Here is a 25,438-nt window from a genome sequence, read left to right as displayed (position 1 = left end):
GTAATGCGTAGGTCTCGGGTTCGAATCCCGAAGGCGGCTCTGTGGAAGCCCCAGGACTCACTCGCCGTGACCTGGGGCTTTTGCTTGTGGCGGAGAGTGCGGCAGGCCCGTCGGCATGGTCCCGGGCTGCCCTTCGGCGCGTTCGCTGACAGCCCTTCCGCTTTCCCCGCGCAGGCCTGCGCCTGCCGTGTCCCGCGCTCCATCTGGATGGCCCCCGCATGCCGCCGGGGTACGGAGGCGCGATCGTGGAGCCGTGGCCGGCACGCGTGCGGCGCGGTGATGTGAGCGATGCGAGCGTGGTGATGTGAGCAATGTCCGGAGAGCCCGCGTTTCTCACGGGCCCCGCTTCAACCGCGTGTCACCGGGCACTGGTGCGAGAGCAGCCGAGCGGCGGCAGACGTCCCGGGGCGGCCGGGAGGATGGAGGACGCGCGCATGAGAGAGAACGCAGTACGACGGCCCGTGGTGCCCGAGGTCCCGTCCCGTTCCGGTGGAGCGGACGACTTCGATGCGCGTGCCCTGCGCGAGGAGACCGCCGCGCGCTTCGGGGCGGCGGTCGATGCGATCGGCGCGGGGGAGCTGAGCTTCCCGCTGCCGGGCGGTGGCGCCACCGCCGGGCGTTTCGCCTCCCTGCGGGCCGTGGCCGAGGACGATCTGTGTCTGGCCCGGCTGGTGGAGGGCCATGCCGACGCGACGGCGATCCTCGCCGAGCTGGACGGCCCCGCCCCGGCACCCGGCGAGCGCTGGGGCGTCTGGGCGGCCGAGCCGCCCGGTGAGGGGCTCTCCGCCGTCCGGGGTGACGACGGGCGGTGGAGCGTGAGCGGGCTCAAGCAGTACTGCTCCGGGGCGCACAGCTGTACGCACGCGCTGGTCACCGCCCGCGCCGAGGACGGCCGGCGGCTCTTCGCCGTGCCGCTGGCGAAGGGCGCGTACGAGCCGGTGGAGGGCAGCTGGCAGGCGCTCGGCATGGCCGGGTCGGACACGCCGGACGTGCGTTTCCGCTCGGCGGCGGCCGAACCGGTCGGAGGCGTCGAGGGGTACGTGCAGCGGCCCGGTTTCCAGCACGGGGGCATCGGGGTGGCGGCCTGCTGGCTCGGCGGGGCGCACGCCGTGGCCCGCGCCCTGCGTGCCGCCGCCCACCGCGGCGGCGGTCAGCACACCGACGCCCACCTCGGCGCCGTCGACATCGACCTGCGGGCGGCCGGCCTGCTCCTGGAGGCCGCGGCGGCCGACATCGACGCCGACCCCCTGGACGCCAAGGGCGAGGCGCGGCTGCGCAGTCTGCGGGTGCGGGGCTTCGTCGAGGCCGTCTGCGACCGCACGCTCGGGCACGTGGGCCGGGCCACCGGGGCCGGGCCGCTCTGTCACGACCGGCGCCACGCACGTGATGTCGCCGACCTGACCGTCTACATCCGGCAGCACCACGCCGAGCGCAGCCTCGCCGAACTCGGTGCCCTGGTCAGCGGCCGGGAGGAGGCGTGACCACGCACACCGACGGCAGCGCGCCGTACGCCGACGCCATCCAGGCCCCCGGCACCGACGAGAGCGTGTGGGAGGCGTGGGCCGGCTGGGACGGACTGCCCGAGTTCCCGCTGCCGCCGTGTGGCCGGGTCGTCGTGGTCGCCGCCCACCCCGACGACGAGGTGCTGGGGCTCGGCGGGACGCTGGCCCGGCTCGCCGACGCCGGCCACCGGCTCACCGTGGTGTCCGTGACCGACGGGGAGGGATCGCACCCGCACAGCAGGGTCCTGAGCCCCGAGGAACTGGTCCGGGTCCGTGCCGAGGAGACCCGGACCGCCCTTGAACGGCTCGGTGCGGGGGACGCCGGGATCGTACGGCTGCATGTGCCCGACTCCGGCGTGCACCGTCACGAGGAGGAGGTACGCCGGGCCCTCGTCCCGCTGTGCGCGGGGGCGGATCTGGTCGCGGCGCCATGGACCGGCGATGTGCACAGCGACCACGAGGCGGCCGGCCGTGCGGGGCGGGCCGCGGCGCGCGAGGCCGGTGCGAGGTTCGCCGAGTACCCCGTCTGGATGTGGCACTGGGCGCGGCCCGACGACCCGCGGGTGCCGTGGGACCGGGCGGCGCGGCTCAGCCTGCCCGCCGGGATCCAGGCCCGTAAGCGGCACGCCGTCGACGCCTTCGCCTCGCAGATCCGGCCGCTGGGGCCGGGGCCGGAGGAGGCCGCGGTGCTCCCTCCGGAGGAGCTCGCCCACCATCTGCGCCCCCGTGAGGTGGTGTTCCTGTGAGCACCCCGGCCGGATACTTCGAGGAGATGTACCGGGGCGAGGACGACCCCTGGCACCTCCAGGAGCGCTGGTACGAGCAGCGCAAGTACGCGCTGACCCTCGCGTCGCTGCCCAGGCCCCGCTTCCGTAACGCCTTCGAACCCGCCTGTTCCGTCGGACAGCTGACGCGGCTGCTGGCCCCGCGGTGCGAGCGGCTGCTCGCCGCCGACCGGGTCGCCTCGGCCGTGGACACCACCCGGCGGCGTACCGCGGACCTCGGCAACGTGGAGGTGGAGCGGCTCACGGTGCCCGAGGAGTGGCCCGAGGGGCGCTTCGACCTCGTCGTGCTGTCCGAGCTCCTCTACTACTTCGACGGGGCGCGCCTGGACGCACTGCTGGCACGGGCCACCGGCTCGCTCGAACCGGGCGGGACCCTGGTCACCGTGCACTGGAACCACCCGGTGCCCGAGCACCTGTACACCGGCACGCAGCTGGCCGGCAGGCTCGCCGGCGAACCCGGGCTGCTGCTGCGGACCGATCACCGGGAGGAGGACTTCGTCCTCCAGACCTTCAGCCGGGTCCCGCCCGGCGGGGCCGCGCCCCCCTCGCCCGCCGCCTTCGAGGGGCTCGTATGACGGGGATCGCGGCGATGGCCGTGGTGATACCGGCGCACAACGAGCAGGCGCTGCTGCCCGCAGCCCTCTCCGCCGTGTCCCGCGCCGCCCGCCACCCCGCCCTCGCGTCCACCCGGCTGGTCGTCGTGGTCGCCGCCGACGCCTGTACGGACGCGACACGGTCGGTCGCGCACGGGGCGGGCGCTCTGGTCGCCCCGCTCGACGCCCGTAACCCCGGGCGGGCGAGAGCGGCCGGAGCGGCGCTCGCCCTGCGCACCCTCGGCCTCGACCCGGGCGCCGTGTGGATCGCCTCCACCGACGCCGACAGCGAGGTCCCGCGCCGCTGGCTCGCCCACCAGCTGGCCTGCGCCGGGCAGGGCTGGGACGCGGTCGTGGGCACCGTCCGGCCCCACGGATGGCCGCCCGCGCTCGGCGACGTGATCAGCCGTCATTTGCGGGAGTACGAGGCGGCCGGCCGGCCGGACCTCCATCCGCATGTCCACGGCGCCAACCTGGGGGTACGGGCGGACGCCTACCTGGACTGCGGGGGCTATCCGGCGCTGGCGACCGGCGAGGACCACGCACTGGTGGCCGCCCTGCGGACGGGCGGCCACCGGGTCCTGCGCACCCGGCGCTTCCCGGTCCTCACCTCCGCACGGCTGACGGCACGTGCGCGCGGCGGGTACGGCGACCATCTGGGCCGGCTCGCCGAACCCGCACCGCGGCTCGGCCCGGACGCGGTGGACGGGGCCGACGGCCCGTGCCGGGGCAGCGTGACCGGAACGGGAGGGGGCCGGTTTCCATGAGCGGCGGTACGACGACCGAGCAGGCCGACCAGGGGCGATTCGCCCTCATGGCCCGGTGGTGGCGGCGCGCCCTCGCCTACGACGGGGACGAGCGCGACACCCTGCGGATCATCGGGAAGTCCACCCTCGCCGCGACCCTGGCCTGGCTGGTCTCCTATGTCGCGCTCGACGCCCGCTCACCCGCCTTCGCCCCGTTCTCGGCCGTGCTGATCATGCAGGTGACGGTCTACCGCTCGGTCGTGCAGTCGCTGCGCTACGTCGGAGCCGTCGTCGCGGGGGTCGCGGTGCAGGCAGCCCTCGGGTTCCTCGCGGGCCCCGACCTGCTGACGTTCGTCCTCGTCGCCGTCATCGCCCTCGCGATCGGGCGCTGGCAGGTCCTGGGGGCCCAGGGGCCGCAGGTCGCCACCGCCGCCTTCTTCGCCTTCGCGACGTACACCTCGGCCTCCGCGGACTCCCAGCGGCTGCGTGCCCTGGGGGAGATCGTGCTGCTGGTGCTCATCGGCTGTGCGATCGGCATCGCCGTCAACGTCCTCGTGGCCCCGCCGCTGCGCTACCGGGGCGCCGAGTACGGCATCCGCAGCCTCGCCCACACCCTGAAGGACCTGCTGGCCGACATGTACCCCGTGCTCGCCGAGGGGGTGCCGGACCAGGACACCACCGGAGGCTGGCGGTCCAGGGCGGCGCGCACCGGAGGGATGATCGGGCAGGCGTGGTGGGGTCTGGAGACCTCCAAGGAGAGCCTGTACCTCAATCCCCGCCGCCTGTTGCGCCGTTACCGGGGCCACCCCGGCTTCCAGGGGTACGAGTCGGTGCTCGGCGCCCTGGAACGCACGCTCTACCAGGTGGCCGCCCTCACCCGTGGTCTCGACCGGTCCCGCGAGGAGGAGGGCGAGGCCCTCGGGCCGTTCCTCCGGCGTTACGCGGCGTTCCTGGAGGCGGCCGGTGAGGTCGCCGAGGTGCTGACGACGCTGGACGAGACCACCCTGCTCCCGCAGGCGAAACGGCTGGAGCGGCTCACCGACGACGCGGAGGCGCGCCGGGACGACGTGGTCCAGGAGACCCGGGAGCGGTCCCTGTCCCTGGCCGACCCCTCGATGCCGTACGGGATCCTCGTCACCGAGGCGACGCGGCTCCTGGAGGAGTTCCGGTACACCAGCCGGGTCCTCCTCGAAGTGGCCCAGGACGCGGAGCGGTCCTCGGGCGAGCGGAAGCAGCGCGGGCGGTCGGCCGGGGGCGGCTGACGGGGCGGCAGGCTGACGGCGCAGCGGCATGCGGAGAGCCCCAGGTCCCCCTGTGACCTGGGGCTCTCCGTGCGCCGGGCAGGCGCGGACACCGGCCGTCGGCTAGAACGGCGTCAGTGTCAGCCGCGCCCCGGTGGGCGCGGTGTCCTGGATGTACGAGGCGAAGTCGGCCACGTCGTCGAAGGCGAAGCCGTACGCCTTGCCGTCCACGGTCGCCGCGTGGATGGCCTTCGCGTAGTGGTTGGTCAGCGGCGACGACCGGTAGAAGGCCTCCGGGTCGGTGGTGGGCTGGGCCGGGGCGCTGATGAGGGTGGAGCGGTTGAAGCCCGCACCCAGGACCGCTGCGACGGGGCCGGTCGTGCCGTCGTTGGGGGCGACGAGGTTGCCGTCGCAGAAGAGCACGTCGCGGGTGGTCGGCTTGGAGAAGGAGACCGGCGCGGGGCCGTCGAACACGAACTTCTCGCCGCGGATCCGGCCGGTGAAGACGCCCGCGTTGGTGGTGACGGTGAGGTCCTTGCCCGTGTAGGTGCTCCACACCTCGTCGATGTACGGGGCGAAGTAGTCCTTGTCGAAGATCCCCGCGTCCAGGCCGTGGCCGGGGGCGATGATGCGCCGGTCCTCCACCACCAGGGGCGCGAACTCGGGTATCCCGGCGACCGCGGCGAAGGCCTGCGCCCGTCCGCCGTCGCGGAGGGTGCCGACGGTCTGGTCCTTGGAGCCGGTCAGACCGATGCTCAGGGGGACGCTGAACATGTCGACCATGGTGGTGTTGCAGTACATCCCCGAGGAGTTGTACGTGAACTCGGCGCAGTCGTGCAGCACCGCGTAGTTGGGGTCGGAGGTCACCCAGCCCGCGGGGTACTGGAGGGCGGCGTTGCCGTCGCCGTCCGCCACCGCCTTGAACTTCAGCTTGTCGCCCAGGGCGACGTAGATCCGGCCGGACATGTACGGCAGCGACAGCTTGGTCTCACCGCTGCCGGACAGGGGGATGGCGTAGTCGGTGTAGCCGTCCGCGCCGTTGTCGGAGAGGGAGATGGGGGCCACGGTGCCCTCAGGGGTGACCCGGACCTGCTTACCGTCCTGGTTGCCCACGATGTAGACGTGCACCGAGGAGTTGGCGAACGAACCGGAGTTGTTCACGATCGTCAGCGGGAGCGCGCCGCCGGCCTTCGTGCCGTTGTCGTCCGGGTCGGACGTGGCGAGGGCGTGCGGGGCGATCACGGCGATGGCGGGGGCGGCCACGGCGGCTCCGGCGAGAGCGGTGAGCAGCTTGCGGCGGGAGACGTCGCGCTGGTGACGAGGGGTCATGGGGGGCTCTTCCTTCGTACGCGTGGGTGGGGGTGGGGAGGGACAGAGGCCTGGGGCCCGCCGGTCAGGCGACGGTCCACTTCTGGTGGGCCTGGCCGGTGCACGTCCAGATGCGGAGGCGGGTGCCGTCGGCCGAGGAACCTCCGGTGGCGTCGAGGCACTTGTCCGCCCCGGTGTTGGTCAGGTCGCCGGCCTGGGTGTGGACCCATCTCTGGGCCGCCGTGCCGTTGCAGGTGTAGAGCTGGACGGGGGCGCCGTCGGCGGTGGAACCGCCCTGCACGTCGAGGCACTTGCCGAGGGCGCGCACGGTTCCGTCACCGGCCACGGTCCACTTCTGGGCGGCCACGCCGTTGCAGTCGTGCAGCTGGACCGGGGTGCCGTCGGCGTCCGCCGCACCGGCGACGTCGACGCACATGCCGCCGATGCCCTTGATGGGGCCGGAGGGGCCTGTGGTGCCACCGCCGTTCCCGCCGTCTTCCCCGCCGCTGGAACCGCCTGAGGAAGAGCCTGAGGAACCGCCGGAGGAACCGTCGGGGGAGGTGGAGACCCGTACGTAGTCGACTGTCATCGTCTGCGGGAGGGTGGTGGAGCCGTCCGGGCTGCCCGGCCAGTCACCGCCGACGGCCAGGTTCAGGATGATGAAGAAGGGGTGGTCGAAGACCCACTTGCTGCCGTTCAGATCGGCGGGGGTGCGCGTCTGGTACGTCTGGCCGTCCACCGACCAGACCATGGAGTTCGGACTCCAGTCGACCGCGAAGGTGTGGAAGTCGTCGGCGAATGCCTTGCCGTCGGGAAGGCTGTACGAGGCGCCGATGCCTCCGCCGCCGGAGTAGCCGGGGCCGTGGATGGTGCCGTGCACGGCACCCGGCTCCTTGCCGACGTTCTCCATGATGTCGATCTCGCCGCTGTTCGGCCATCCCGCGCTGCCGAGGTCGTCGCCGAGCATCCAGAAGGCCGGCCAGATGCCCTGGCCGCGCGGGATCTTGATCCGGGCCTCGTAGCGGCCGTACGCCTGCGTGAAGGTCTTGGCGGTGTTCAGCCGGGCGGAGGTGTACTGGCAGGGCCCGTACCAGCACTGCAGGCCCGAGTCGCTGTTCTTGCGCGCGGTGATGACCAGGTTGCCGTTGCCGTCCAGGGACGCGTTCTCGGTGCTGTCGGTGTAGTACTGCAACTCGTTGTTGCCGTTGCCCGAACCACCCTTCTCCAGCGTCCACTTCGAGGAGTCCGGAGCGCTGCCCGCGGCGCCGTCGAACTCGTCGGCCCATGTCTGCGCCGCGGCGGAGGCGGCGTCGGCCCGGGAGGTGGCGGGCCCGGTCGTGGTGATCAGGAAGGCGGCGGTGAGCGCGGCGGAGAGCAGGAGAACCAGCCCGCCTAGTGACCATCTGCGTGCGCGGTGGGAGGCCATGGGCTACGTACCTTGTCTGTGGGGGAGAGCAGGACGCGGGGGAGGGAGCAGGACACGACGGGGGCATGCGCGGGAGAGCATGCGGGAGCGCGTTCTGAGAGCGCTCTCGTCCTGCGGTGTCCGCCGCCGACGGAGCCCGATGCTACGCAGACGCAACGGCCGGGCCAACTGCCGTTCTGGCAGTGAAATCGCCCTGACCTGCGCTTACTTGAGGGAGCGGCCGTACGGCCCGGATTGCTTAAGGCGCTTTTAGTGCGGGCTTAAGTCCGGGGGTCCGTTAGCCTGCCGCGAATGAACATCCCCGACGGCTTTCCCGGCGGCCTTCGTGACGGCTTCCCCGATGGCTTTCCCGATGCCGACGCGACCGGTACGACCGACGCGACCGGCGGTGCGATGGCGGCCGATGACTCCGGGAGTCTGCCGGGGCCGCTCGTCGGGCCCGCCTGGCTGGCGATGCGGCTCACGGCAGGAGGGCCTGTGGTCCTCGACGCCTCCGTGGGCGCGCACCGTGCGGCGGCTCGACGGATCCCCGGGGCGCGGCGCTTCGACATCGACGGGGTGATGTCCGACGCCACCGCGCCCCTGCCGCACACGATGCCCGGCGCGCACCGCTTCACCGAGGAGATGCGCGCCCTGGGGGTCGACGGCACGGACACCGTCGTCGTCTACGACGCTGCCGGCGTCTACTCCAGTGCCCGCGCCTGGTGGATGCTGCGCGCCATGGGCTTCGACCGGGTGGCGGTGCTCGACGGCGGCCTGCCCGCATGGACCGCGGCCGGGCTCCCGGTGGACGAGGCGGAGGAAGGGATCGCCCCCGGAGGCGCGGGGCGCACCGGTGACTTCACCGCCCGCCCCCGCGAGGGAATGCTGGTGGGCAGCGGAGCGGTGGCGGCCGCCCTGGCGGACCCGGGATCCGCCGTCCTGGACGCACGCTCCCGGGAACGCTTCGCCGGTACGGTGGCCGAGCCGCGGCCGGGGCTCCGGCGGGGTCACATGCCGGGGGCGCTGAACCTGCCCTTCGGGGAGATCCAGCGCGACGGCCGCATGCTCCCGGCCCCGGAACTGCGTGCAGTGTTCGGTGCGTTGCTCGGCGAGCGGGGGCCGGATTCGGAGCCGGAGCCGGAGCGGCTGGTCGTCAGCTGCGGATCGGGTGTCACCGCCTGCCTGCTCGCGCTCGGCGCCGAACTCGCCGGGTACACCGACGTGTCCGTGTACGACGGTTCGTGGAGCGAGTGGGGCCGCCCGTCCGAACTCCCGGTCGTGACAGGCCCGTAGAGCGTTCCGCTCGTGCGCACCGGTGCCCGGAGGACGGCCGCTCGCGCGCCCGGATGCGCGGAGGGAGCACCAGCGGGAGGCGGCCGCGGAATGAGTGCCGTGGACCGCGCGGCCTGAGTACGCGCGCGCATGCCGCGGGGGAGCGGTTCCCGCAGGGTGGGAGCACGTACTCCGCAGTGCTGAAAGGCAGCCGCGCATGTTTCCCGCCCTCCCCGCCCCCGCCTCCTCGGCGCCCCTGACCCGCCCACGCCCCGCCACGACGCGCCAGGTCTTCCTGGTCGCCCTGATCTGGTGCGTTCCCCTCGCCGCGCTGAGCTTCCTCGGGTTCCTGGTGCTGATGGTGGCGATGTGGAGCGCGGCCTCCGGGGAGTCCCCCGTGTCGGTGCTGCTGGGCGTGGCCGGTGTGCTCGCGGTGGGCGCCGCCGCCCTGACCGGGCTCTACCACTCGCCTCCGCTGCGCCGCATGGCCCCGATGAACCGGCTGGCCCTGCTCGGTGTCGTGGTGTGGCCGTTCCCGGTGATCACCCTGGCGTGCGTCTTCAACAGCTGACCCGCACCGGGTCATTCGAGGGCTCCCGCCACCTCCACCGGCCTCGTACGCAGGGCCGCGAGCGCGGGCAGTACGGCGGAGACCGTGGCCGCGACGGCGCACGCGGCCAGTACGGCGCCGACGGCCGCCCACGGGACGACCACCGGGGAGCTCACCGCGAGGAGTGCCAGGGCGCTCCTCACCCCCAGCAGGTTCAGCCCCGCCACCGCTCCTCCCAGGACCGCGCCCACGGCCACCACCATCAGCGCCTCGACCGCCACCAGCCGGAGCACCTGCGATGCGGTGGCCCCGGTGAGGCGCAGCACCGCCAGGTCGCGCACCCGGTCCGAGGTGGACATGACCAGGGTGTTCGCCAGGGCGATCCCCGTGTACAGCAGGGCGATGCCCAGGATGAGCAGCAGTCCCGCCCGGGTGCTGCCGCCGGTGCGCGGATGGTGCGCCGCCACCCAGGCGTCCCGTGTCATCACCGGGGTGCCCGTGTCGCGTCCGGCCTTCTCCAGGAGGGCGCGGACGGCCGAACGGTCCGCCCCCGCACGGACCTTGATGTCCATACGGTCGACGGCGGCCCCGGCCGCGTTCGCCGGGGTCACGTACACCCCGTTGCTCCCGGTGCCGGTCCGCATGACGGCCGCGACGCGGAGCGACACCGCGCGGCCGTCGCCCAGCCAGACGCGCACGTGCTCTCCGACCGTCCGTGTCTCCCACTCCTCGTTGACGACGATGGAGCCGTCGTCCAGGTCCGTGAGCCGGCCGGCGACGAGGGGCAGCCGCGCGGTCGCGGCCAGGGCCGCCGGATCGGCCGCTCGTGCCTCCGACGAGATGAGCGCGGTGCCCTCCTCCAGGACGGTGACCCCGGTGGAGCGGGAGGCCGAGGCCACGGCTCCGGGGACGCTCCGTACGCGCTGGACGAAACGGGGGTCCAGCGGACCGTCCCCGCCGGCCAGGAAGTCGGCGCCGGAGACCGTGGTCGCCTCGGTGGCCCTGGCCTCGTCGATCGTGGCCACGGTGCCCAGCAGCGAGCCCGCCAGGGCCACGGTGATCAGGACGGGAGCGGCGACCGAGGCGGTGCGGCGGACCGAGGTGGAGGCGTTCTGCCGGGCCAGCAGACCGGTGGCGCCCGGCAGCCGGGCGGGGAGCCAGGTGAGCAGGCGGGCCAACGGGCGTACGAGGAGCGGCGCGAGCAGCGCGCAGCCGACGGTGATCCACATCGGTTGCAGGATGTACGCCTTCCGCTTGAGTACGTCTCCTGGGTCGGTCAGGAGTGACCAGCCAAGCAGCCCGAGACCGGTCAGCAGGACGGCCGCGCCCAGCAGCACCCGGCTCGGCGGCATCCGCCCGTCGTCCACGGCCGCGTCACGCAGCGCCTCCACGGGGCGGATCCGGCCCGCGCGGTGGGCGGAGACGGCGGCCCCGGCGAGTGCCACGGCCAGGCCGGTCCAGAAGGCGGTGTGCAGCGGCCAGGTCGCGTCGCCGATGGCGAACCAGTCAGGGGCGAGACCCTCGTCGACCAGCCGGCGGGCCAGCAGGGGCGCGGCCGCCTCGCCCAGCAGACAGCCGGCGGCCGAGGCCAGGGTGCCGATCACGAGCGCCTCCGCGAGGACCGTGCGCCGCACCTGCCCGGGTGTGGCACCCGCGGTGCGCAGCAGCCCGAATTCCCTTCTGCGCTGGGCCACCGCGAAGGAGAACGTCGACGCGACGACGAAGACCGACACGAACCCCGTGATGCCGGCCGCAGTGCCGAGCAGCGCGTTGACGGCGGTCAGGGCCTCGCTGTCCCGGTCGGGATCGGGGTCGGCCCGGCGCCGGTCGTCCCCGGTCAGGACGCTCGTTCCGGGGAACGCCCGGGCCAGCCGTCGTACCGCGTCCGCGTCGGCGTGCACGGCCACGGCATCGACGGCCGGGTGGATACGGGCGGCCTCGGCGTCACCGAAGAACACCGCCGTCTCGAAATCCGTGGCCGCCACCGTCCCGACGACCGTGCGCGGGCCCGTCGCCGCCGAGGCGCCGGGGACGGTGATCCGGATCCGGTCGCCGGCCCGAGGGCCACGCCCCGGGCCCGCGTCCGCCGTCACGACGACCTCGCCTTCCCGGGCGGGGGCACGGCCGGAGAGGAGACGGTACGGGGTGGCGGCGGCGACGGACCACGGATGTCCCACGGCGTCCGTCCCGGCCGTACGGACGGGGAACGTGCGGTCCTCGGCCGTCGGCCCCAGGGCGGAGAGCCCGTCGGCCAGGTCCCGCGGCACCGGGCGGGGGTCGGTGAGTCGGGCCGTACGCTCCCCGACGGAGGTGGCGACCCGGAGGGTGTCCGACGGCGCCACCACGACCGGGGCCGCGGCGAAGCGTTCCGGGGAGCGGTCCGGCGCGTCGAAGGTGGCCGCGAGCGCCAGGCCCGTCATGGCGAGCAGCCCGGCACCCAGGGCGAGCGCGACGAACGAGCCGACGAAGGTGACCCAGCGGGTCCGCATCGAGCGCAGTGCCGAGCTCAGCACGGGACCACCGCCAGGGCGGTCATGCGCGCGGCGATCTCTCCGGCGGCCGGGTCGCACAGCTCGGCCCGTACCGATCCGTCGGCCAGGAACAGCACCCGGTCCGCGTAGGAGGCGGCCACCGGGTCGTGCGTCACCATGATCACCGTCTGGCCGGCGTCGGCCATCGACCGCAGCAGCTCCAGCACCTCCCGGCCCTTACGGGAATCGAGCGCCCCGGTCGGTTCGTCGCCGAACAGCACCTCGGGGCGGGTGACCAACGCCCGGGCCAGGGCCACGCGTTGCTGCTGGCCGCCGGAGAGCTCGGTGGGCCGGTGGCGGGCCCGGGAGCCGAGCCCGACCCGCTCCAGCACCTCGCGCACCTCCGTACGCCGGGGTCTGCGGCCCGCGAGGCGCAGAGGGAGCGCCACGTTCTGCTCAGCGGTGAGGGCCGGCAGCAGGTTGAAGGCCTGGAAGACGAAACCGATCCGCTCGCGGCGCAGCAGCGTCAGCCTTCGCTCGCTCAGCCCGGTCATCTCCGTGTCCCCGAGGAACACCCGGCCGGACGTGGGCCGGTCGAGGCCGGCCGTGCACTGGAGGAGCGTCGACTTCCCCGAACCGGACGGTCCCATGATCGCGGTGAACGAGCCCCGGGGGATGGTGAGGCTCACCCCGTCCAGCGCGGTGACCGCGTCGGCGGCCTTGCCGAAGGACCGGGTGACGGTGTCGAGCCGTACGGCTGCGGGTCGTTGATTCATGGTCTCCAGCCAACCGGCGTCGCCCGCCGCCCACATCGCAGCGAGGGGGGGGCCTGGGGGTGGAGCCAGCTCCACCTCCGCACCCCCGCCCGCAGGGTGGTGGCGACCGGTGCGGGCTGCATAGCGTGCGGCCCATGAGCCCACTCACCCTCCGGCAGGCCCTCGTACGGCGCCGTTATCTCCTCGGCGCCTGGCCGTGGCGCGCGGCGCTCTATCTGCTGAGCGGCGCCCTGGCGGGGGCGGCCCTCCTCGTGTGCGTCCTGCTGCTGGCCGTGGTGGGCGGCGCGCTGGCCGTGGTGCTCGTCGGCCTGCCGCTCCTGCTGATGCTCGCCCTCGTGGGCATCCCGGTGGCGGCGGCCGAGCGGCGCAGGCTCCGGATGGTCGGCCCGATACCTCTCGGGGATCCGCACCGGGCCCCGGAGCGCGCCGGGCTCGCGGCGTGGCTGCGTACGCGGCTTCAGGAGCAGGCGACCTGGCGGGAGTTCGGTTACGCACTGCTGTTCGCCGGGGTGCTGTGGCCCCTGGAGGCTCTGCTCGTCGGAGGCGTACTGGCCGTCTGCGGAGGGCTGTTGGCGACCCCGGCCGTCATGGCGGCCGTCACCGGCGGCGAGGAGGTGCGGGTGCTGAAGCTCTACCTCGCCGACTCCTACCCGCAGGCCTTCGCCGCGGCGCTGCTCGGGCTCGTGCTGCTGCCGCTGCTCGCCTATCCGCTCGGGTGGGCGGCGGTGGCACGCGCGGCCCTCACCCGGGCGCTGCTCCCGTCGGCGCCGGACGGACGCGACGCCCGCATCGAGGAGCTGGGCCGCTCCCGGATGCGGCTGGTGGACGCCTTCGAGGCGGAGCGCCGCCGGATCGAGCGCGATCTGCACGACGGGGCGCAGCAGCGGCTCGTCGCCCTCTCGATGACGCTCGGCCTGGCCCGGCTGGAGAGCCCGGCCGAGCCGCTGGGCGGACTGCTGGCCAGGGCGCACGAGGAGGCGGGCGAGGCGCTGGTGGAGATCAGGGAGCTCATCCGGGGCATCCACCCCCGGGTTCTCACGGACCGGGGTCTGGCCGCCGCGGTCGAGGACGTCGCCGACCGCTCCGCCGTACCCGTCGAGGTGGACCTCGACCTGCCGGAGCGGCTGCCGCAGCCGGTGGAGGCCGCCGTGTACTTCGCGCTCTGCGAGGCGCTGGCCAATGTGGCGCGGCACAGCGGGGCGAGCCGGGCGTGGGTGACGGGCCGGGACGACGGGGGGCGGCTGACCGTCGAGGTACGGGACGACGGGGCGGGCGGGGCGGCGACGACAGGGGGGACCGGGCTCCAGGGGATCACCGACCGGCTCTCCGTGCTGGACGGCCGGCTGCTACTGTCCAGCCCGCCCGGGGGGCCGACCGTGCTTCGGCTGGACGTCCCCAGGGTCCCCGCTCACCTGGTCGAATGAGGGTTGGATGCTGCGCGTCGTGCTGGCCGAGGACAGTGTGCTCCTGCGGGAGGGACTCGTCGGGCTGCTGGAGAGGTTCGGCCACCGGGTGGCGGCCGCCGTCGGTACGGCCGGCGAACTCACCGCAGCCGTCGCCGAACACGCCCCGGACATCGTGGTGACGGACGTACGGATGCCGCCCGGCTTCTCCGACGAGGGGCTCCGGGCCGCGGTGGCGCTGCGCGAGACCCGGCCCCGGCTGCCCGTGCTGGTCCTCAGCCAGTACGTCCAGCGGGCCTACGCCGAGGAGTTGCTCGACTCCGGCGACGGCGAGGGGGTGGGCTACCTCCTCAAGGAACGCGTCGGGAAGGTCGAGGAGTTCGTCGACGCGCTCCAGCGGGTCGCCGAGGGCGGCACGGTCGTCGACCCGGAAGTGGTGCGCCAGCTCCTGAGGCACCGCCGCGACCCGCTGTCACGGCTGACCGCGCGGGAGCGGGAGGTACTGGCCCTGATGGCCGAGGGCCGCTCGAACGCTTCGGTCGCCGAGGCGCTGACGGTCAGTGAGGGCACGGTCAGCAAGCACTTCGGCTCGATCCTCACCAAGCTCGACCTCTCCCTGACCGACGCGACGAACCGCCGGGTCCTCGCGGTGCTGGCCTACCTGCGGAAGTGAGCGGCCTGCCGGGAGGGGTCCGAAAGCCGGGGCGCGGCCTGTCAGCCAGCGGTCGTCTGCCCGCCGGGGCGCGGACCGTCAGGGGGCGTCTGCCGCCGGGGCCGGTCCGTCAGTCCGTCAGCCCGTCAGTGAGGCGACCAGCTCCGCCGCCTCGTCCAGCACCGCCAGCTCGTCCGCGGTGAGCTGCGGGTCGTCGGCGCGCAGCGCGGTGGCGCGGGCGAGTGCCTCGGCGGGCACCCCGCCGTCGTCCGCGAACGCCGGGAGCAGGGCCGCCAGCAGGCCCCTGACCCGGGCGCGGGCGGGGAACGACGGGTCGAGGGCCACCTGGGCCAGGATTAGCGAGCTCATGGCCCGGTCCAGCGCGGGCGGGCCCTCGCCGGCCGTCAGCCAGTCGATCACCATGGCGCCCTCGGGGGCCAGGATGACGTTCTCCGGGTGCAGGTCCAGGTGGAGGATCCGGTCCTCGGGGTCCTGGGAGAGCCGGGGAGGGATCGCGTGCAGCTCCCGCAGGAGCCGCGCCAGCAGCTCCGCCCCCTCCGCCTCGGTGGTCGTGCCCGCCAGCAGCGCCTCGGCCAGCGTCGGACCGGTCAGCCGCTGCATCACCAGGTCCGTGGGCAGCGCGTCCTCGGCCGGAGGCCCGATGCGCGGGACGGGGAAGCCCGAGGCCGCGAGGTACGACATCACGGCCAGTTCACCGGTGGCGTCTATGCCGTCGCGGTAGCGGCGCAGGACCCAGGGGCCGTCGAGTGCGTACACATCGGCGGTGCGTCCCGAGCCCATGAGTGGGCCTGTATGCATGAGGGCAACCTACCCGCGCCGTCCGGCCCCGGGGAGATCACCAGCGCATGTGGACGTCCTCGGCCCAGCCCAGCAGGTGCTCCACGGCGATCTCCTCGCCGTCGTCGGTGCGGATCCGGCCGTCGTAGTGGCCGAAGCGCTGGTCGGTGCGGTTGGCGATCAGACCGACGTCCGTGTGCACGGCCCGGTTGTGGAACGGGGTGAACGTCAGGTCGACCTGACCGGTCGAGGGCGTACGGAGGGTCCAGGGGGCCAGCGCGTCGGAGACGGACCACCGCCAGTCCAGCTCCTCGCCGATCTTGGTGAGCCGGCCGTCCACACAGAGGGCGTTCTCGGTGGAGCCGGTGCCCTCCGTCCAGCGTCCGCCGAACTGGAGGCCGACCGTGTGCCCGTCCGTACGCCCGGACGCGGCGCCCCAGTTCCAGTCGACCGTACGCGGCCAGCGCCCGCGGCCGTGGTCCAGGACGGCCCAAGTCTCGCCGGGCTCCTTGCCGAAGGTGAGGATCTCCCGGCCGATGCGGACCCGGCCGGTGGCGGGGAGCGCGGTGTGCTTGGAGGTGTACTGGAAGCGCTGCTCGCTCCACGGGACGACCACCGAGAGCGACTCGTGCCCCTCAGGCCGCTGCACCAGGATGTCGACCTCCAGGGGCAGCCGCTCCGGGGTCAGGCAGCGGGCCCGCAGTCTCGTGCCGGCGTTCTCGTCGCGGATCTCGATGCGCACCTTGCCCCCGGTCGGGCGGGCGGGGCCGACGACGACGTCCTCGGAGCCCGGCGCACCGGCGATGGTGTCGGGGAGGTGCACTCCCCGGCCGACGGGGACGATCGAGGAACGCTCGAACTCGCGGCCGCCGGGGCCGAATTCCAGGACGTACACCGCGTTCAGCGCCAGGAAGTCGAGGTCGCTCACGGTGAGGGCCACCAGATGGGTGGGCGTGGTCACGCACCAGTACTCCCACCGCTTCGTCCGGCCCCAGCCCCGCAGATTGGCCCGGTGCAGCGGCTTCCTGGACCAGCCGACCGCCGCCGGATTCAGGCTGCCGTCGGGCAGACAGAGGTCGACCGGCTCGGTGATCTCGTGCTCGTGCGTCGCCATGACCCGGAGCCTATAGCGGCAGGGTCCGCGCCCGGGGACGGCTCGGGGCGTGCCCCATAACGCGGCGTGAGGGGGTGGACGGGATCTCCTGCGGTGGGTCCGCGCGCGGCTACGTTTCCGGCAGTCCGCCCCCGGGCTCCGCTCCCCCGGAGCCCGACGCCCCCGAACTCAAGGAGACCGACGTGGAGATCACCATGCTCCGCAGACGCGCGTTCGCCGCAGGAGCCGCCGTCCTGGCGGCGGGCACGCTCGCCCTGGCAGGCCAGACCGGTATCGCCTCGGCAGGCCAGGCCGGCAGCGCCGTGCCCGCCGCCGAACAGCTCTCGCCGGGGCTGCTCGACGCCATGAGCCGTGACCTCGGCCTGGACGCCGGTGAGGCCAGGACCCGGATCGCGGACGAGAGCCGCGCGGCGGCCGTCGCGTCCGCACTGGAGAAGTCCCTCGGCGCGGACTTCGCCGGGGCCCGGCTGAGCGACGGTTCGGCCGTCCTCACCGTCGCCACCACCGACCGGGCCGACATCGCCCCGATCACCGCAGCGGGTGCCCGCGCCGAGGTCGTCCGCCACAGCCTGGACCGCCTCGACGCGGCAAAGGCGGCGCTGGACGCGGTGGCGTCGAAGAAGGCACCGAAGGACGTGCCCTCCTGGTACGTCGATGTCCGCACCAACCGACTGGTCGTCAACGCGGCCCGTACGGCGGCGGCGGACGGCTTCGTCGCCGCGGCCGGGATACCCCGCGGCCTGGTGCGGGTCGGCCTCTCCTCCGAACAGCCCCGGGCCTACGCGGATCTGCGCGGTGGCGACGCGTACTACATGAACGGCACGGGCCGCTGCTCCATCGGCTTCCCCGTCCGACGCGGCACCCAGAACGGCTTCGTCACCGCCGGGCACTGCGGAACGCCGGGCGTCACCACCACCGGTGCCAACCAGCAGGCGCAGGGCTCCTTCCAGGGCTCCACCTTCCCCGGCCGTGACTACGCCTGGGTCGCCACCAACGCCAACTGGACGCCCCGCGCCCTGGTCAACGGCTACGGGAACGGCGATGTGACGGTCGCCGGGTCCACCCAGGCGGTGGTGGGCTCCTCGGTCTGCCGCTCCGGTTCCACGACGGGCTGGCACTGCGGCACGATCCAGCAGCACAACAGCAGCGTCACCTATCCGGAAGGCACCATCTCCGGGGTGACCCGCACGAGCGTCTGCGCCGAACCCGGGGACTCCGGAGGCTCGTTCATCTCGGGCAGCCAGGCGCAGGGCGTCACCTCCGGCGGCTCGGGGAACTGCTCCCAGGGCGGTACGACGTACTACCAGCCGGTCAACCCCGCGCTGGCGGCCTACGGACTGACCCTCGTCACCAGCGGTACGCCGGCCGACCCGCCCACGGACCCGACCGACCCGCCGACCGAGCCGGGCGGCACCTGGGCCGCGGGGACGACGTACGCCGCGGGTGCGGTGGTGACGTACGGCGGGGCGAGCTACCGCTGCCTCCAGGGACATCAGGCCCAGCCCGGCTGGCAGCCGCCGAACGTGCCCGCCCTCTGGCAGCGGGTCTGACGGCCGCTCCGCGCACGAGCCCGTGGCCGAGGCTCACGAGAAACCCGCGTCCGAGGAAACCCCCGTACACCGAGGAAGCAGCCATGACCGAGAGTTCATCCTCCGAGGCCGGACCTCCCGGCCGCCCGATCAGCCGCAAGAACCTCCTGCGGGCCGCCGTCGCGGCGAGCGCCGTCCCCCTGATCGCGGGCGGGGGCATCGCCCTGGCCCGTGACACCGGGGCCGGCGGCGCGCCCCTGGCGCTCACGCCCGCCTGCGACGACGGGGACGATCCGACCCCCGCACAGATGGAGGGGCCCTACTTCAAGCCCAACTCCCCGCTCCGGACGAGCCTGGTGACGTCCGGTACCCCCGGCACTCCGCTCACCGTCAGCGGTTATGTGTTCGGCAGGGCCTGCAAGCCCCTGTCGGGAGTGCTCCTCGACTTCTGGCAGGCGGACGCCGGCGGGGCGTACGACATGAGCGGGTTCGCCTTCCGCGGACACCAGTTCACCGACGCGACCGGGGCCTTCACGCTGACCACGGTGGTCGCGGGCCTGTATCCCGGGCGCACCCGGCACATCCATGTGAAGGCCCAGGCGCCGGGGCGCCCCGTGCTCACCACCCAGCTCTACTTCCCGGGCGAGCCGCGCAACGCCACCGACGCCCTCTACGATCCGGCGCTGCTGATGAACGTGCGCGGCGCGGGGTCCGGACGGCAGGGCACCTTCGACTTCGTGCTCGATGTCGCCCAGCAGCCGGACCCGACCGATCCGCCCACCGATCCGCCGGGCGGCACCTGGGCGGCGGGGACCTCCTACCGGGCCGGTAACCGGGTGACCTACGACGGCGTCTCCTTCCGCTGTCTCCAGGCACACTCCGCCATCGCCGGGTGGGAACCGCCGCTGGTCCCCGCGCTGTGGGAGCGCGGGTAGACACGCGGCAGCGGCCCGGGCCGGGACTCCGTCCCCGGTCCGGGCTTCCGGCCGTGGTCCCCGGGGCGGCCCCCACAGCGGGCCCTCCCAGCGGGCCCTCTCAGCAGGCTTCTCGCCGCGGCCGATGCCGCTACTTCGCGTCCGAATAGCGCTCCACGACCGCCGTACTGAACGGGAACCGCACCGGCGTCTCGCCGAACGCGATCCGTCCCGCCAGGTCCCCGGCCTCGCGGATGGCCCGCACCACCGCGGGTGCCTCCCCGGCGGGGCAGTGCACGATCACCTCGTCGTGCTGGAAGAACACCAGCTCCGCGCGCATCCCCCCGGAGGCGAGCGCCTGCCGCAGCGCCGCCAGGAGCAGCAGCGCCCAGTCCGCCGCACTGCCCTGGACCACGAAGTTACGGGTGAAGCGGCCCCGCGCCCGGGCGTTCGACGAGGCGTAGCCCGGGGTGAAGCCGTACGTGCCGGTGTCCTCCCCGGTCGCCGGCTCCTCGCTCTCCTGCGGGATGCCCGCCTCCCCGTCCTCGCCCGCCCCGGCCGCCGGCGGGCTCGTACGCCCCAGCCAGGTGCGCACGAGACGGCCCTCCTCGCCGGCTTTCGCCGCGTCGTCGACGTACGCCACGGCCTTGGGGAAGCGCCGCCGCAGCGCCGCCAGGTTCTTCAGGCCGTCACCCGAGGTCTGTCCGTAGATCGCGCCCAGCAGGGCGATCTTGGCGTGGTCACGGTCGCCGTGGAACGCCCGGTCGGACAGGGCCTTGTAGAGGTCGCCCTCGTGTCCGGCCACCTCCATCAGACCCCGGTCGCGGGAGATCGCGGCCAGCACGCGCGGCTCCATCTGGTCGGCGTCCGCCACGACCAGCCGCCAGCCCTCGTCGGCGACGACCGCCTGGCGTATCACCTTGGGGATCTGCAGAGCCCCGCCGCCGTTGGTCGTCCAGCGCCCGCTGACCGTGCCTCCCGGCTGGTACTCGGGGCGGAAGCGGCCCTCGCGCACCCAGTCCTGGAGCCAGCTCCAGCCGTGCGCCGTCCAGACGCGGTACAGCTTCTTGTAGCGGATGAGGGGCTCCACCGCCGGGTGGTCGAGCCCCTCCAGCTCCCACCGCCGGGTCGACTTCACCTTGATCCCGGCCTGGGCGAACGCCTTCACCACATCGGCGGGCAGGTCGGGCCGCACCCGTCTGCCGAACGCCGCCGACACCTCGTCCGCGGCCTCGGCCAGTCTGCGGGGCTCGCCGCCGCCCGAGTACCGCTCGCCGAGCAGGCCGTCGAGCACCTCGCGGTGCACATCGGCGCGCCAGGGCAGGCCGGATCTGTTCATCTCGGCGGCGACCAGCATGCCCGCGGACTCGGCCGCCGTGAGCAGCCGCATCCTGTCGGGGTGCTCCGCCGCGTCGTGGCGGCGGAGCTGCTCGGCGTAGACCTGGAGCAGCGCCTCGAACGGCAGGTCGGTGCCGGAGCCCGGATCGAAGAGGGAGGACTGGGAGCCGGGCTCCGCCGAGCGGGGCGGCGGGTCGGGCGGCACCGGGGCGTTGCGCAGCCGGGCCCAGGCCGCCGCGGCCGAGCGGGGCTCCCCGAGCCGGCCCTCGTGGCCGAGCAGCAGCAGCTCGGCGCACTCGATGTCGTAGCACCGCCCGACCCGCACGCCCGCGGCGAGCAGCCGGGGGTAGATCCCGGCGGTCGAGCGCCAGACCCAGCGGGCCACCTCGGGGCGGGAGCGGACGGACTCGGCGAGGTCGGGCTCGGCCAGCACGGGACCGGCGGGCAGGCCCTCGCGCGTCAGCGGCACGAGGAGTGCGCCGCCTCCTTCCGCGGTGGCCAGAGCCCAACGTTCGGTCATGGGCCGAGTCTTGCACCCGGCACTGACAGCGGGCCCCGGCTCACCGGGCGGGCGCGCCCGACTGCCGCGAGGATCGGAGGTGCGGTGCGCGCCGCGCGTACCGGGACACGGCAGGCGGCGGAGGAGACGGTGATGGAAGCGATCGTGTACGAGGAGTTCGGCGGCCCCGAGGTCCTGCACCTGGCCCGGGTCGAGGACGTCCACGCCGGCCCCGGGCAGATCCGGGTGGAGGTCAGGGCCGCCGGGGTCAACCCGGTCGACCACAAGATCCGCAACGGCTGGATGGAGGCGGCGTTCCCCACCCCGTTGCCCGCCACCCCCGGCAGCGAGTTCGCCGGGGTCGTCGACGAGACCGGCGAGGGCGTGACGGAGTTCGCGGCCGGCGACGAGGTCCTCGGCCGGAGCGCGACCGGTGCGTACGCGGAGTACGTCCTCGCCGATGTGGGAGCCGTCGCGCCGAAGCCGGAGGGCCTCGGCTGGGCGGAGGCGGCCGCGCTGCCCATGGCGACCGCGACCGCCGCCCGGGTGCTCGACGAGCTGGCGGTCTCCGCAGGCGAGACGCTGCTGGTGCACGGGGCGTCCGGCGCGGTCGGCTCCGCCGCCGTCCAGCTGGCCGCAGCCCGGGGCGCCACCGTCATCGGGACCGCCTCACCGGCCAACCACGACTATCTGCGGGTGCTCGGCGCCGTCCCGGTGGCGTACGGGGAAGGGCTGGTGGACCGGGTGCGGGAGGCCGCCCCGCAGGGTGTGGACGCGGTGTTCGACGTGGCGGGCAAGGGGGCGCTGGCGGACTCGGTGGAGCTGCGCGGCGGCACGGCCGACCGGGTCGTCACGATCGCCGACCCGGACGCGGCCCACTACGGAGTGGCCTTCTCGGCGGGCGGCGGGGGCCGTCCCGACGAGGGCAGGCGGCTCGCGGAGTACGCGGAGGCGGCGTCGGTCGGCGGCCTGCGGATCCCCGTCGAGCGGACGTTCGCGCTGGGCGAGGCGGCGCGGGCGCAGGAGCTGAGCGAGGAGGGACACGTACGGGGCAAGCTCGTCCTGCTCCCCGGGGAGCACTGAGCGCCCCAGGAGTGCCGCGGGACGCCCGGGACGCCCCGGGAGCGCCGAGGGACGCCCAGGGGAACCGACCGGCGCCCGGCGAGCGGGGAACGCCCGGCCGCCGCCTACGCTGGACGGATGGAATCGGTGATCGACCGGGCGTGTGCCGCAGCCCTGTACTCGGACGGCGACGCGGGTCTGGACACCGGTGCCTCCCTCCTCGCCGCGGACTCCTCCGCCGACGAGGAGCTGCACCGCCGGGGCCACGAGTTCGTCCGGCGCGCCTGGACGCGCGGCTGGCAGCCCGCCGACGTCGTACGGACCGTCCGGCGCGAGCTGGACGAGCCAGGGGCCGCGCTGGTCTCCGCCCTGATCACGGGGGAGACGGCGGGCTACGGCGCGCTGCCCCCGCGCTGGGCCGATCAGCTCGCGGCCCTGCCCGCCCCGGCGCCGCGCAACCGGCCCGACCGCTTCACGTACGCCTCCGCGCTCCTGGAGCTGTACCGGCTGCTGCTGCGGCTCCCCGTCATCGAACCGGTGGGCCCGGTGCCCGGTACGGCGGCCGACGCCCCGCACCGGCCTCCCGTCCACGGCGAGCCCCGGATGCTCACCAGGATCCGGGCGCTGCTGGCCAAGGCGGAGGCGACCGGTTTCCCGGAGGAGGCCGAGGCGCTCACCACCAAGGCACAGGAGCTGATGGCCCGGCACAGCATCGACGAGGCGCTCCTCGCCGCGCGTACGCACAGCGCCGACACCCCGGGGGCCGTACGGATCGGGGTCGACGCCCCGTACGAGAGCGCGAAGGCCGTCCTGCTCGACTCCGTCGCCTCCGCGAACCGCTGCCGTGCCGTGTGGAACAGCGATCTCGGCTTCACCACGGTCGTCGGCTTCGAACCCGACCTGGAGGCGGTGGAGCTGCTGTTCACCTCCCTGCTGGTGCAGGGCACCGCCGCGATGACCAAGGCGGAGGCGGGGCAGCGGGCCGGAGGGCGTAAGCGGACCAAGACCTTCCGGCAGTCCTTCCTGATGGCGTACGCCCAGCGCCTCGGCAGCCGTCTCGCGGCGGACACCGAGCGGGTCACCGCCGCGGCCGGCTCGGAGCCCGGCGCCGAGGGCCAGGGAGACACCGGGGCGCTGCTGCCGGTCCTGGCCGCCCGGGACGTCGCCGTCACCGACACCGCCGAGCAGATGTTCCCGAGGACCACCACGACCCGGCTGCGCGGGGCGACGGACGCCGAGGGCTGGACCCACGGCACGGCCGCGGCCGACCGGGCCAGCGTGGGCCGGGGAGGCCCGGAAATCCGCCGCTAGGAGCACCGGGAATCCGCCCGGGACCGGCCGAGCGGCATAAGTCGGGTTTGTCCGTAGTCCCGCTAGGCTCACCCCATGAGCTGGCTCCGGGCGCTGAAAGAGACGGCCCGCTCGGGGCTGTCGATCGAGCGGCAGCGTCTCGAACCGCTCATCGCGCTGCGCGGCGCGGCGGGTCTCGCACTCGTCGTCGGCACGAGCCTGGTGCTCTTCGGCCCGGTGATCGCCGCGGGCTCCGCGTTCGGCGCGTACCAGGCGGCCATCGCCACCTTCCAGCGCAGCTGGCGCCCCAGGCCGGTGCTGGCGCTGGTCTCCGGGGCGAGCCTCGCCGTGTCGACGTTCGTCGGCTACGTCACCGTGTCCCACACCGTGCTGTTCCTGGCCCTGCTGATCCTCTGGACGTTCACCGCGGGGATGGCCTGGTCGGCGGGCCCGACGGGCGGGATCATCGCGGGCTCCAACGTCGCGATCATGCTGGTCACGATCACGCTGCCCACCTCCGTCGCCGACGCCGCCGCCCACGCCGCGATGATGGCGTTCGGAGGGCTCGTCCAGGCGGCACTGATCGTGCTCTTCCCGGTCCGCAGATGGGGCGCCCAGCGCGACGCGCTCGCCGATGCCCTGGCCGGTGTGGCCGACTACGCCCGCAGACTGCGGGACGACCCGGTGGCGCCCTTCGACCCCGTGCCGCTGATGACCGCGCGCAACGCCGCCGCCGTCACCCCGCGCCAGGCCCGCCGCCGCCCCGCCGACCTGCACGGTGCGCGCGGGGTCGCCGAACGGCTGCGGCCGGTCCTCGCCTCGCTGGCGGATCCCGCCCTGGGGGTCCCGCCCGAGGGCCCCGAACGCTACTGGACCTGGGAAATCCTCGGCGCCGCCGGATCACTGCTCGACTCCGCCTCCCGGGCGGTGCGCCACGGCGACCCGGTGCAGCTGGACGAGACGGCGCTCTCCGTACTGAAGTCCCCCGACACCGAGGTGATCCTCACCGGGCCGCCCCGCAGGGCCGCGGACCGGCTCACCTCCCTGCTCGCCGATGTCATCGAGATCGCCGAGGGGACCGGCACGGACGACCGCACCCCCGGTGAGCCGCTCGTCCCGCACCGCCGCCGGCCCACCCTGCTGCGTCTGGTCCCCGTCATCTACCGCTCGATGCGCCGTGAGATGCGCCGCGGGTCGACGATCCTGCGCCACGCCATCCGGGTCTCCGCCGTCGCCGCGGCGGGCTACCTCATCGGGGCGGTGCTGCCGTTCGGCCACGGCTACTGGGCGCCCATGACCGCGGTCATGGTGATGCGCCCCGAGTTCACCCAGACGTACTCGCGGTCCGTGGCCCGCTTCATGGGCACCGTGATCGGTGTCGCCGTCGCCACCGGCATCGTGCAGGCCGCGCACCCGAACGCCGAGCTCTCCGCCGTGCTCGCCGTCGTCAGCGCCGCGCTGATGTACCTGCTGATGCGCACCGGATACGCCGTCTCACAGGCCTGTGTCTCCGCCTATGTCGTCTTCCTGCTCGGGATGGCGGGCGACGACTGGTCGCAGACCGTGCCCGAGCGGGTCGTGCTGACCCTCCTGGGGGGACTGCTCGCGATGGTGGCGTACGCCCTCTACCCGGCCTGGGAGACCCCGCGGCTGCGGGACCGGCTGGCCAAGTGGCTGATCACGGACGGGCGCTACGCCGCCACGGTCCTCGACCGGTACGCCGATCCCGCCTCCAGGAGCCTGGACGACGTGCGCACCGCGCTGCTCGCCACCCGGGAGGCCCGCGTCGCCTGGCAGGAGGCGCTGGAGACGGCCCGGCACGAGCCCGTACGCCACCGGGGCATCTCCCGGACCTCCGCCGCGGACGCCGAGGACGCGCTCGCCCAGTTCGGCCGGGTCGCGATGCTCATGGAGGCCCATCTGCCCGCCGCCTCCGCCAACCCCGTGCCCGAGGCCGTCGGGCTGGCCGACGCGCTGCGCCGGGCCACCGAGGAGGGGGCGAAGGCGGTACGGGAGCGCAAGATCCCGGACTGGTCCCCGGTCAGGGAGGCGCTGGCCATCAGGGACGCCGCCGAGGGACCGCCGCCCGACTCCTTCGTACGCAACGGGGCCACCCTGCTGCTCCGCGCCCTGGAGGACTTCTCCCGGGCGCTGGAGATCAGCAGCGGCCGGGCGTGAGGGGGCAGG

Annotated in this window: 21 protein-coding genes; 14 read left to right on the top strand and 7 right to left on the bottom strand. The window is 74.2% G+C overall.

Annotated elements, in window-relative coordinates:
* Positions 1-434: 434 nt before the first annotated feature.
* From JKV81_RS19295 to JKV81_RS19275, 5 genes are read left to right on the top strand one after another with little or no spacing between them, the layout of a single operon-like run.
* The gene (locus tag JKV81_RS19295; protein WP_129264329.1) at positions 435-1,481 is read left to right on the top strand and encodes an acyl-CoA dehydrogenase family protein; all 1,047 of its coding nucleotides are present in this window, start codon (positions 435-437) and stop codon (positions 1,479-1,481) included.
* On the top strand, positions 1,478-2,248 hold the full coding sequence (locus JKV81_RS19290; RefSeq protein WP_129264327.1) for a PIG-L deacetylase family protein: 771 nt from the start codon (positions 1,478-1,480) through the stop codon (positions 2,246-2,248). The genes JKV81_RS19295 and JKV81_RS19290 overlap by 4 nt, the downstream gene beginning before the upstream one ends.
* The gene (locus JKV81_RS19285; protein WP_129264325.1) at positions 2,245-2,862 is read left to right on the top strand and encodes an SAM-dependent methyltransferase; all 618 of its coding nucleotides are present in this window, start codon (positions 2,245-2,247) and stop codon (positions 2,860-2,862) included. The genes JKV81_RS19290 and JKV81_RS19285 overlap by 4 nt, the downstream gene beginning before the upstream one ends.
* A complete protein-coding gene (locus JKV81_RS19280; RefSeq protein ID WP_129264323.1) occupies positions 2,859-3,647 on the top strand; it encodes a glycosyltransferase family 2 protein in 789 nt (262 codons plus the stop codon). Before JKV81_RS19285 ends, JKV81_RS19280 begins: the two co-directional genes overlap by 4 nt.
* Positions 3,644-4,888 (top strand): FUSC family protein, encoded by a 1,245-nt coding sequence (locus JKV81_RS19275; RefSeq protein ID WP_202076912.1) that lies wholly within the window; start codon positions 3,644-3,646, stop codon positions 4,886-4,888. Before JKV81_RS19280 ends, JKV81_RS19275 begins: the two co-directional genes overlap by 4 nt.
* A 102-nt stretch (positions 4,889-4,990) precedes the next feature.
* On the opposite strand, the gene JKV81_RS19270 is transcribed toward JKV81_RS19275, so the two are convergent.
* The gene (locus JKV81_RS19270) at positions 4,991-6,196 is read right to left on the bottom strand and encodes a beta-1,3-glucanase family protein (RefSeq protein WP_202076911.1); all 1,206 of its coding nucleotides are present in this window, start codon (positions 6,194-6,196) and stop codon (positions 4,991-4,993) included.
* A gap of 64 nt (positions 6,197-6,260) precedes the next feature.
* Positions 6,261-7,601, bottom strand: a complete 1,341-nt coding sequence (locus JKV81_RS19265; RefSeq protein ID WP_129264317.1) for a glycoside hydrolase family 16 protein — start codon at positions 7,599-7,601, stop codon at positions 6,261-6,263.
* 393 nt (positions 7,602-7,994) lie between these two features.
* Here JKV81_RS19265 and JKV81_RS19260 point away from each other — a divergent pair, with 393 nt between their 5' ends.
* Both JKV81_RS19260 and JKV81_RS19255 read left to right on the top strand, forming a co-directional pair.
* Positions 7,995-8,876 carry a sulfurtransferase gene (locus tag JKV81_RS19260; protein ID WP_129267045.1) on the top strand — a complete coding sequence of 294 codons (882 nt, stop codon included), beginning with the start codon at positions 7,995-7,997 and terminating at the stop codon, positions 8,874-8,876.
* 196 nt (positions 8,877-9,072) lie between these two features.
* The gene (locus JKV81_RS19255) at positions 9,073-9,426 is read left to right on the top strand and encodes a hypothetical protein (protein WP_129264315.1); all 354 of its coding nucleotides are present in this window, start codon (positions 9,073-9,075) and stop codon (positions 9,424-9,426) included.
* Positions 9,427-9,437: 11 nt separating this feature from the next.
* Here the strand turns inward: JKV81_RS19255 and JKV81_RS19250 are convergent, their stop codons facing one another.
* The gene (locus JKV81_RS19250) at positions 9,438-11,918 is read right to left on the bottom strand and encodes an ABC transporter permease (protein WP_202076910.1); all 2,481 of its coding nucleotides are present in this window, start codon (positions 11,916-11,918) and stop codon (positions 9,438-9,440) included.
* Positions 11,912-12,652, bottom strand: a complete 741-nt coding sequence (locus JKV81_RS19245; protein WP_202076909.1) for an ABC transporter ATP-binding protein — start codon at positions 12,650-12,652, stop codon at positions 11,912-11,914. Before JKV81_RS19245 ends, JKV81_RS19250 begins: the two co-directional genes overlap by 7 nt.
* Positions 12,653-12,786: 134 nt before the next feature.
* On the opposite strand from JKV81_RS19245, the gene JKV81_RS19240 reads away from it, so the two are divergent.
* Complete coding sequence (locus tag JKV81_RS19240) at positions 12,787-14,076, top strand: sensor histidine kinase (protein ID WP_202076908.1); 1,290 nt, start codon at positions 12,787-12,789, stop codon at positions 14,074-14,076.
* A gap of 7 nt (positions 14,077-14,083) precedes the next feature.
* The gene (locus JKV81_RS19235; RefSeq protein ID WP_124277625.1) at positions 14,084-14,728 is read left to right on the top strand and encodes a response regulator transcription factor; all 645 of its coding nucleotides are present in this window, start codon (positions 14,084-14,086) and stop codon (positions 14,726-14,728) included.
* A gap of 117 nt (positions 14,729-14,845) precedes the next feature.
* On the opposite strand, the gene JKV81_RS19230 is transcribed toward JKV81_RS19235, so the two are convergent.
* Both JKV81_RS19230 and JKV81_RS19225 read right to left on the bottom strand, forming a co-directional pair.
* Positions 14,846-15,526 (bottom strand): phosphotransferase, encoded by a 681-nt coding sequence (locus tag JKV81_RS19230; RefSeq protein WP_202076907.1) that lies wholly within the window; start codon positions 15,524-15,526, stop codon positions 14,846-14,848.
* A 37-nt stretch (positions 15,527-15,563) separates the two neighbouring features.
* On the bottom strand, positions 15,564-16,619 hold the full coding sequence (locus tag JKV81_RS19225) for a DUF2804 domain-containing protein (protein WP_202076906.1): 1,056 nt from the start codon (positions 16,617-16,619) through the stop codon (positions 15,564-15,566).
* A gap of 182 nt (positions 16,620-16,801) precedes the next feature.
* Here JKV81_RS19225 and JKV81_RS19220 point away from each other — a divergent pair, with 182 nt between their 5' ends.
* On the top strand, positions 16,802-18,169 hold the full coding sequence (locus JKV81_RS19220) for an alpha-lytic protease prodomain-containing protein (RefSeq protein ID WP_307820575.1): 1,368 nt from the start codon (positions 16,802-16,804) through the stop codon (positions 18,167-18,169).
* Between the two features lie 83 nt (positions 18,170-18,252).
* On the top strand, positions 18,253-19,083 hold the full coding sequence (locus JKV81_RS19215) for a dioxygenase family protein (protein ID WP_202076905.1): 831 nt from the start codon (positions 18,253-18,255) through the stop codon (positions 19,081-19,083).
* A 130-nt stretch (positions 19,084-19,213) separates the two neighbouring features.
* Here the strand turns inward: JKV81_RS19215 and JKV81_RS19210 are convergent, their stop codons facing one another.
* Entirely contained in the window at positions 19,214-20,920 is a 1,707-nt protein-coding gene (locus JKV81_RS19210; RefSeq protein ID WP_202076903.1) for a bifunctional 3'-5' exonuclease/DNA polymerase, read from the bottom strand.
* 132 nt (positions 20,921-21,052) lie between these two features.
* On the opposite strand from JKV81_RS19210, the gene JKV81_RS19205 reads away from it, so the two are divergent.
* From JKV81_RS19205 to JKV81_RS19195, 3 genes are all read left to right on the top strand, one after another.
* Positions 21,053-21,982, top strand: coding sequence for an NADP-dependent oxidoreductase (locus tag JKV81_RS19205; RefSeq protein WP_129264297.1), 930 nt, complete (start codon positions 21,053-21,055; stop codon positions 21,980-21,982).
* A gap of 117 nt (positions 21,983-22,099) precedes the next feature.
* On the top strand, positions 22,100-23,272 hold the full coding sequence (locus tag JKV81_RS19200; RefSeq protein WP_129264295.1) for a DUF2786 domain-containing protein: 1,173 nt from the start codon (positions 22,100-22,102) through the stop codon (positions 23,270-23,272).
* A 75-nt stretch (positions 23,273-23,347) separates the two neighbouring features.
* The gene (locus JKV81_RS19195; protein ID WP_202076902.1) at positions 23,348-25,429 is read left to right on the top strand and encodes an FUSC family protein; all 2,082 of its coding nucleotides are present in this window, start codon (positions 23,348-23,350) and stop codon (positions 25,427-25,429) included.
* Positions 25,430-25,438 lie beyond the last annotated feature (9 nt).

Source organism: Streptomyces silvae (assembly GCF_016745505.1).
In the GTDB taxonomy this organism is placed as follows: Bacteria; Actinomycetota; Actinomycetes; order Streptomycetales; family Streptomycetaceae; genus Streptomyces; species Streptomyces silvae.
Note: the sequence above shows the minus strand (reverse complement) of the source record. Positions and strands in the feature narration are given on the sequence as shown.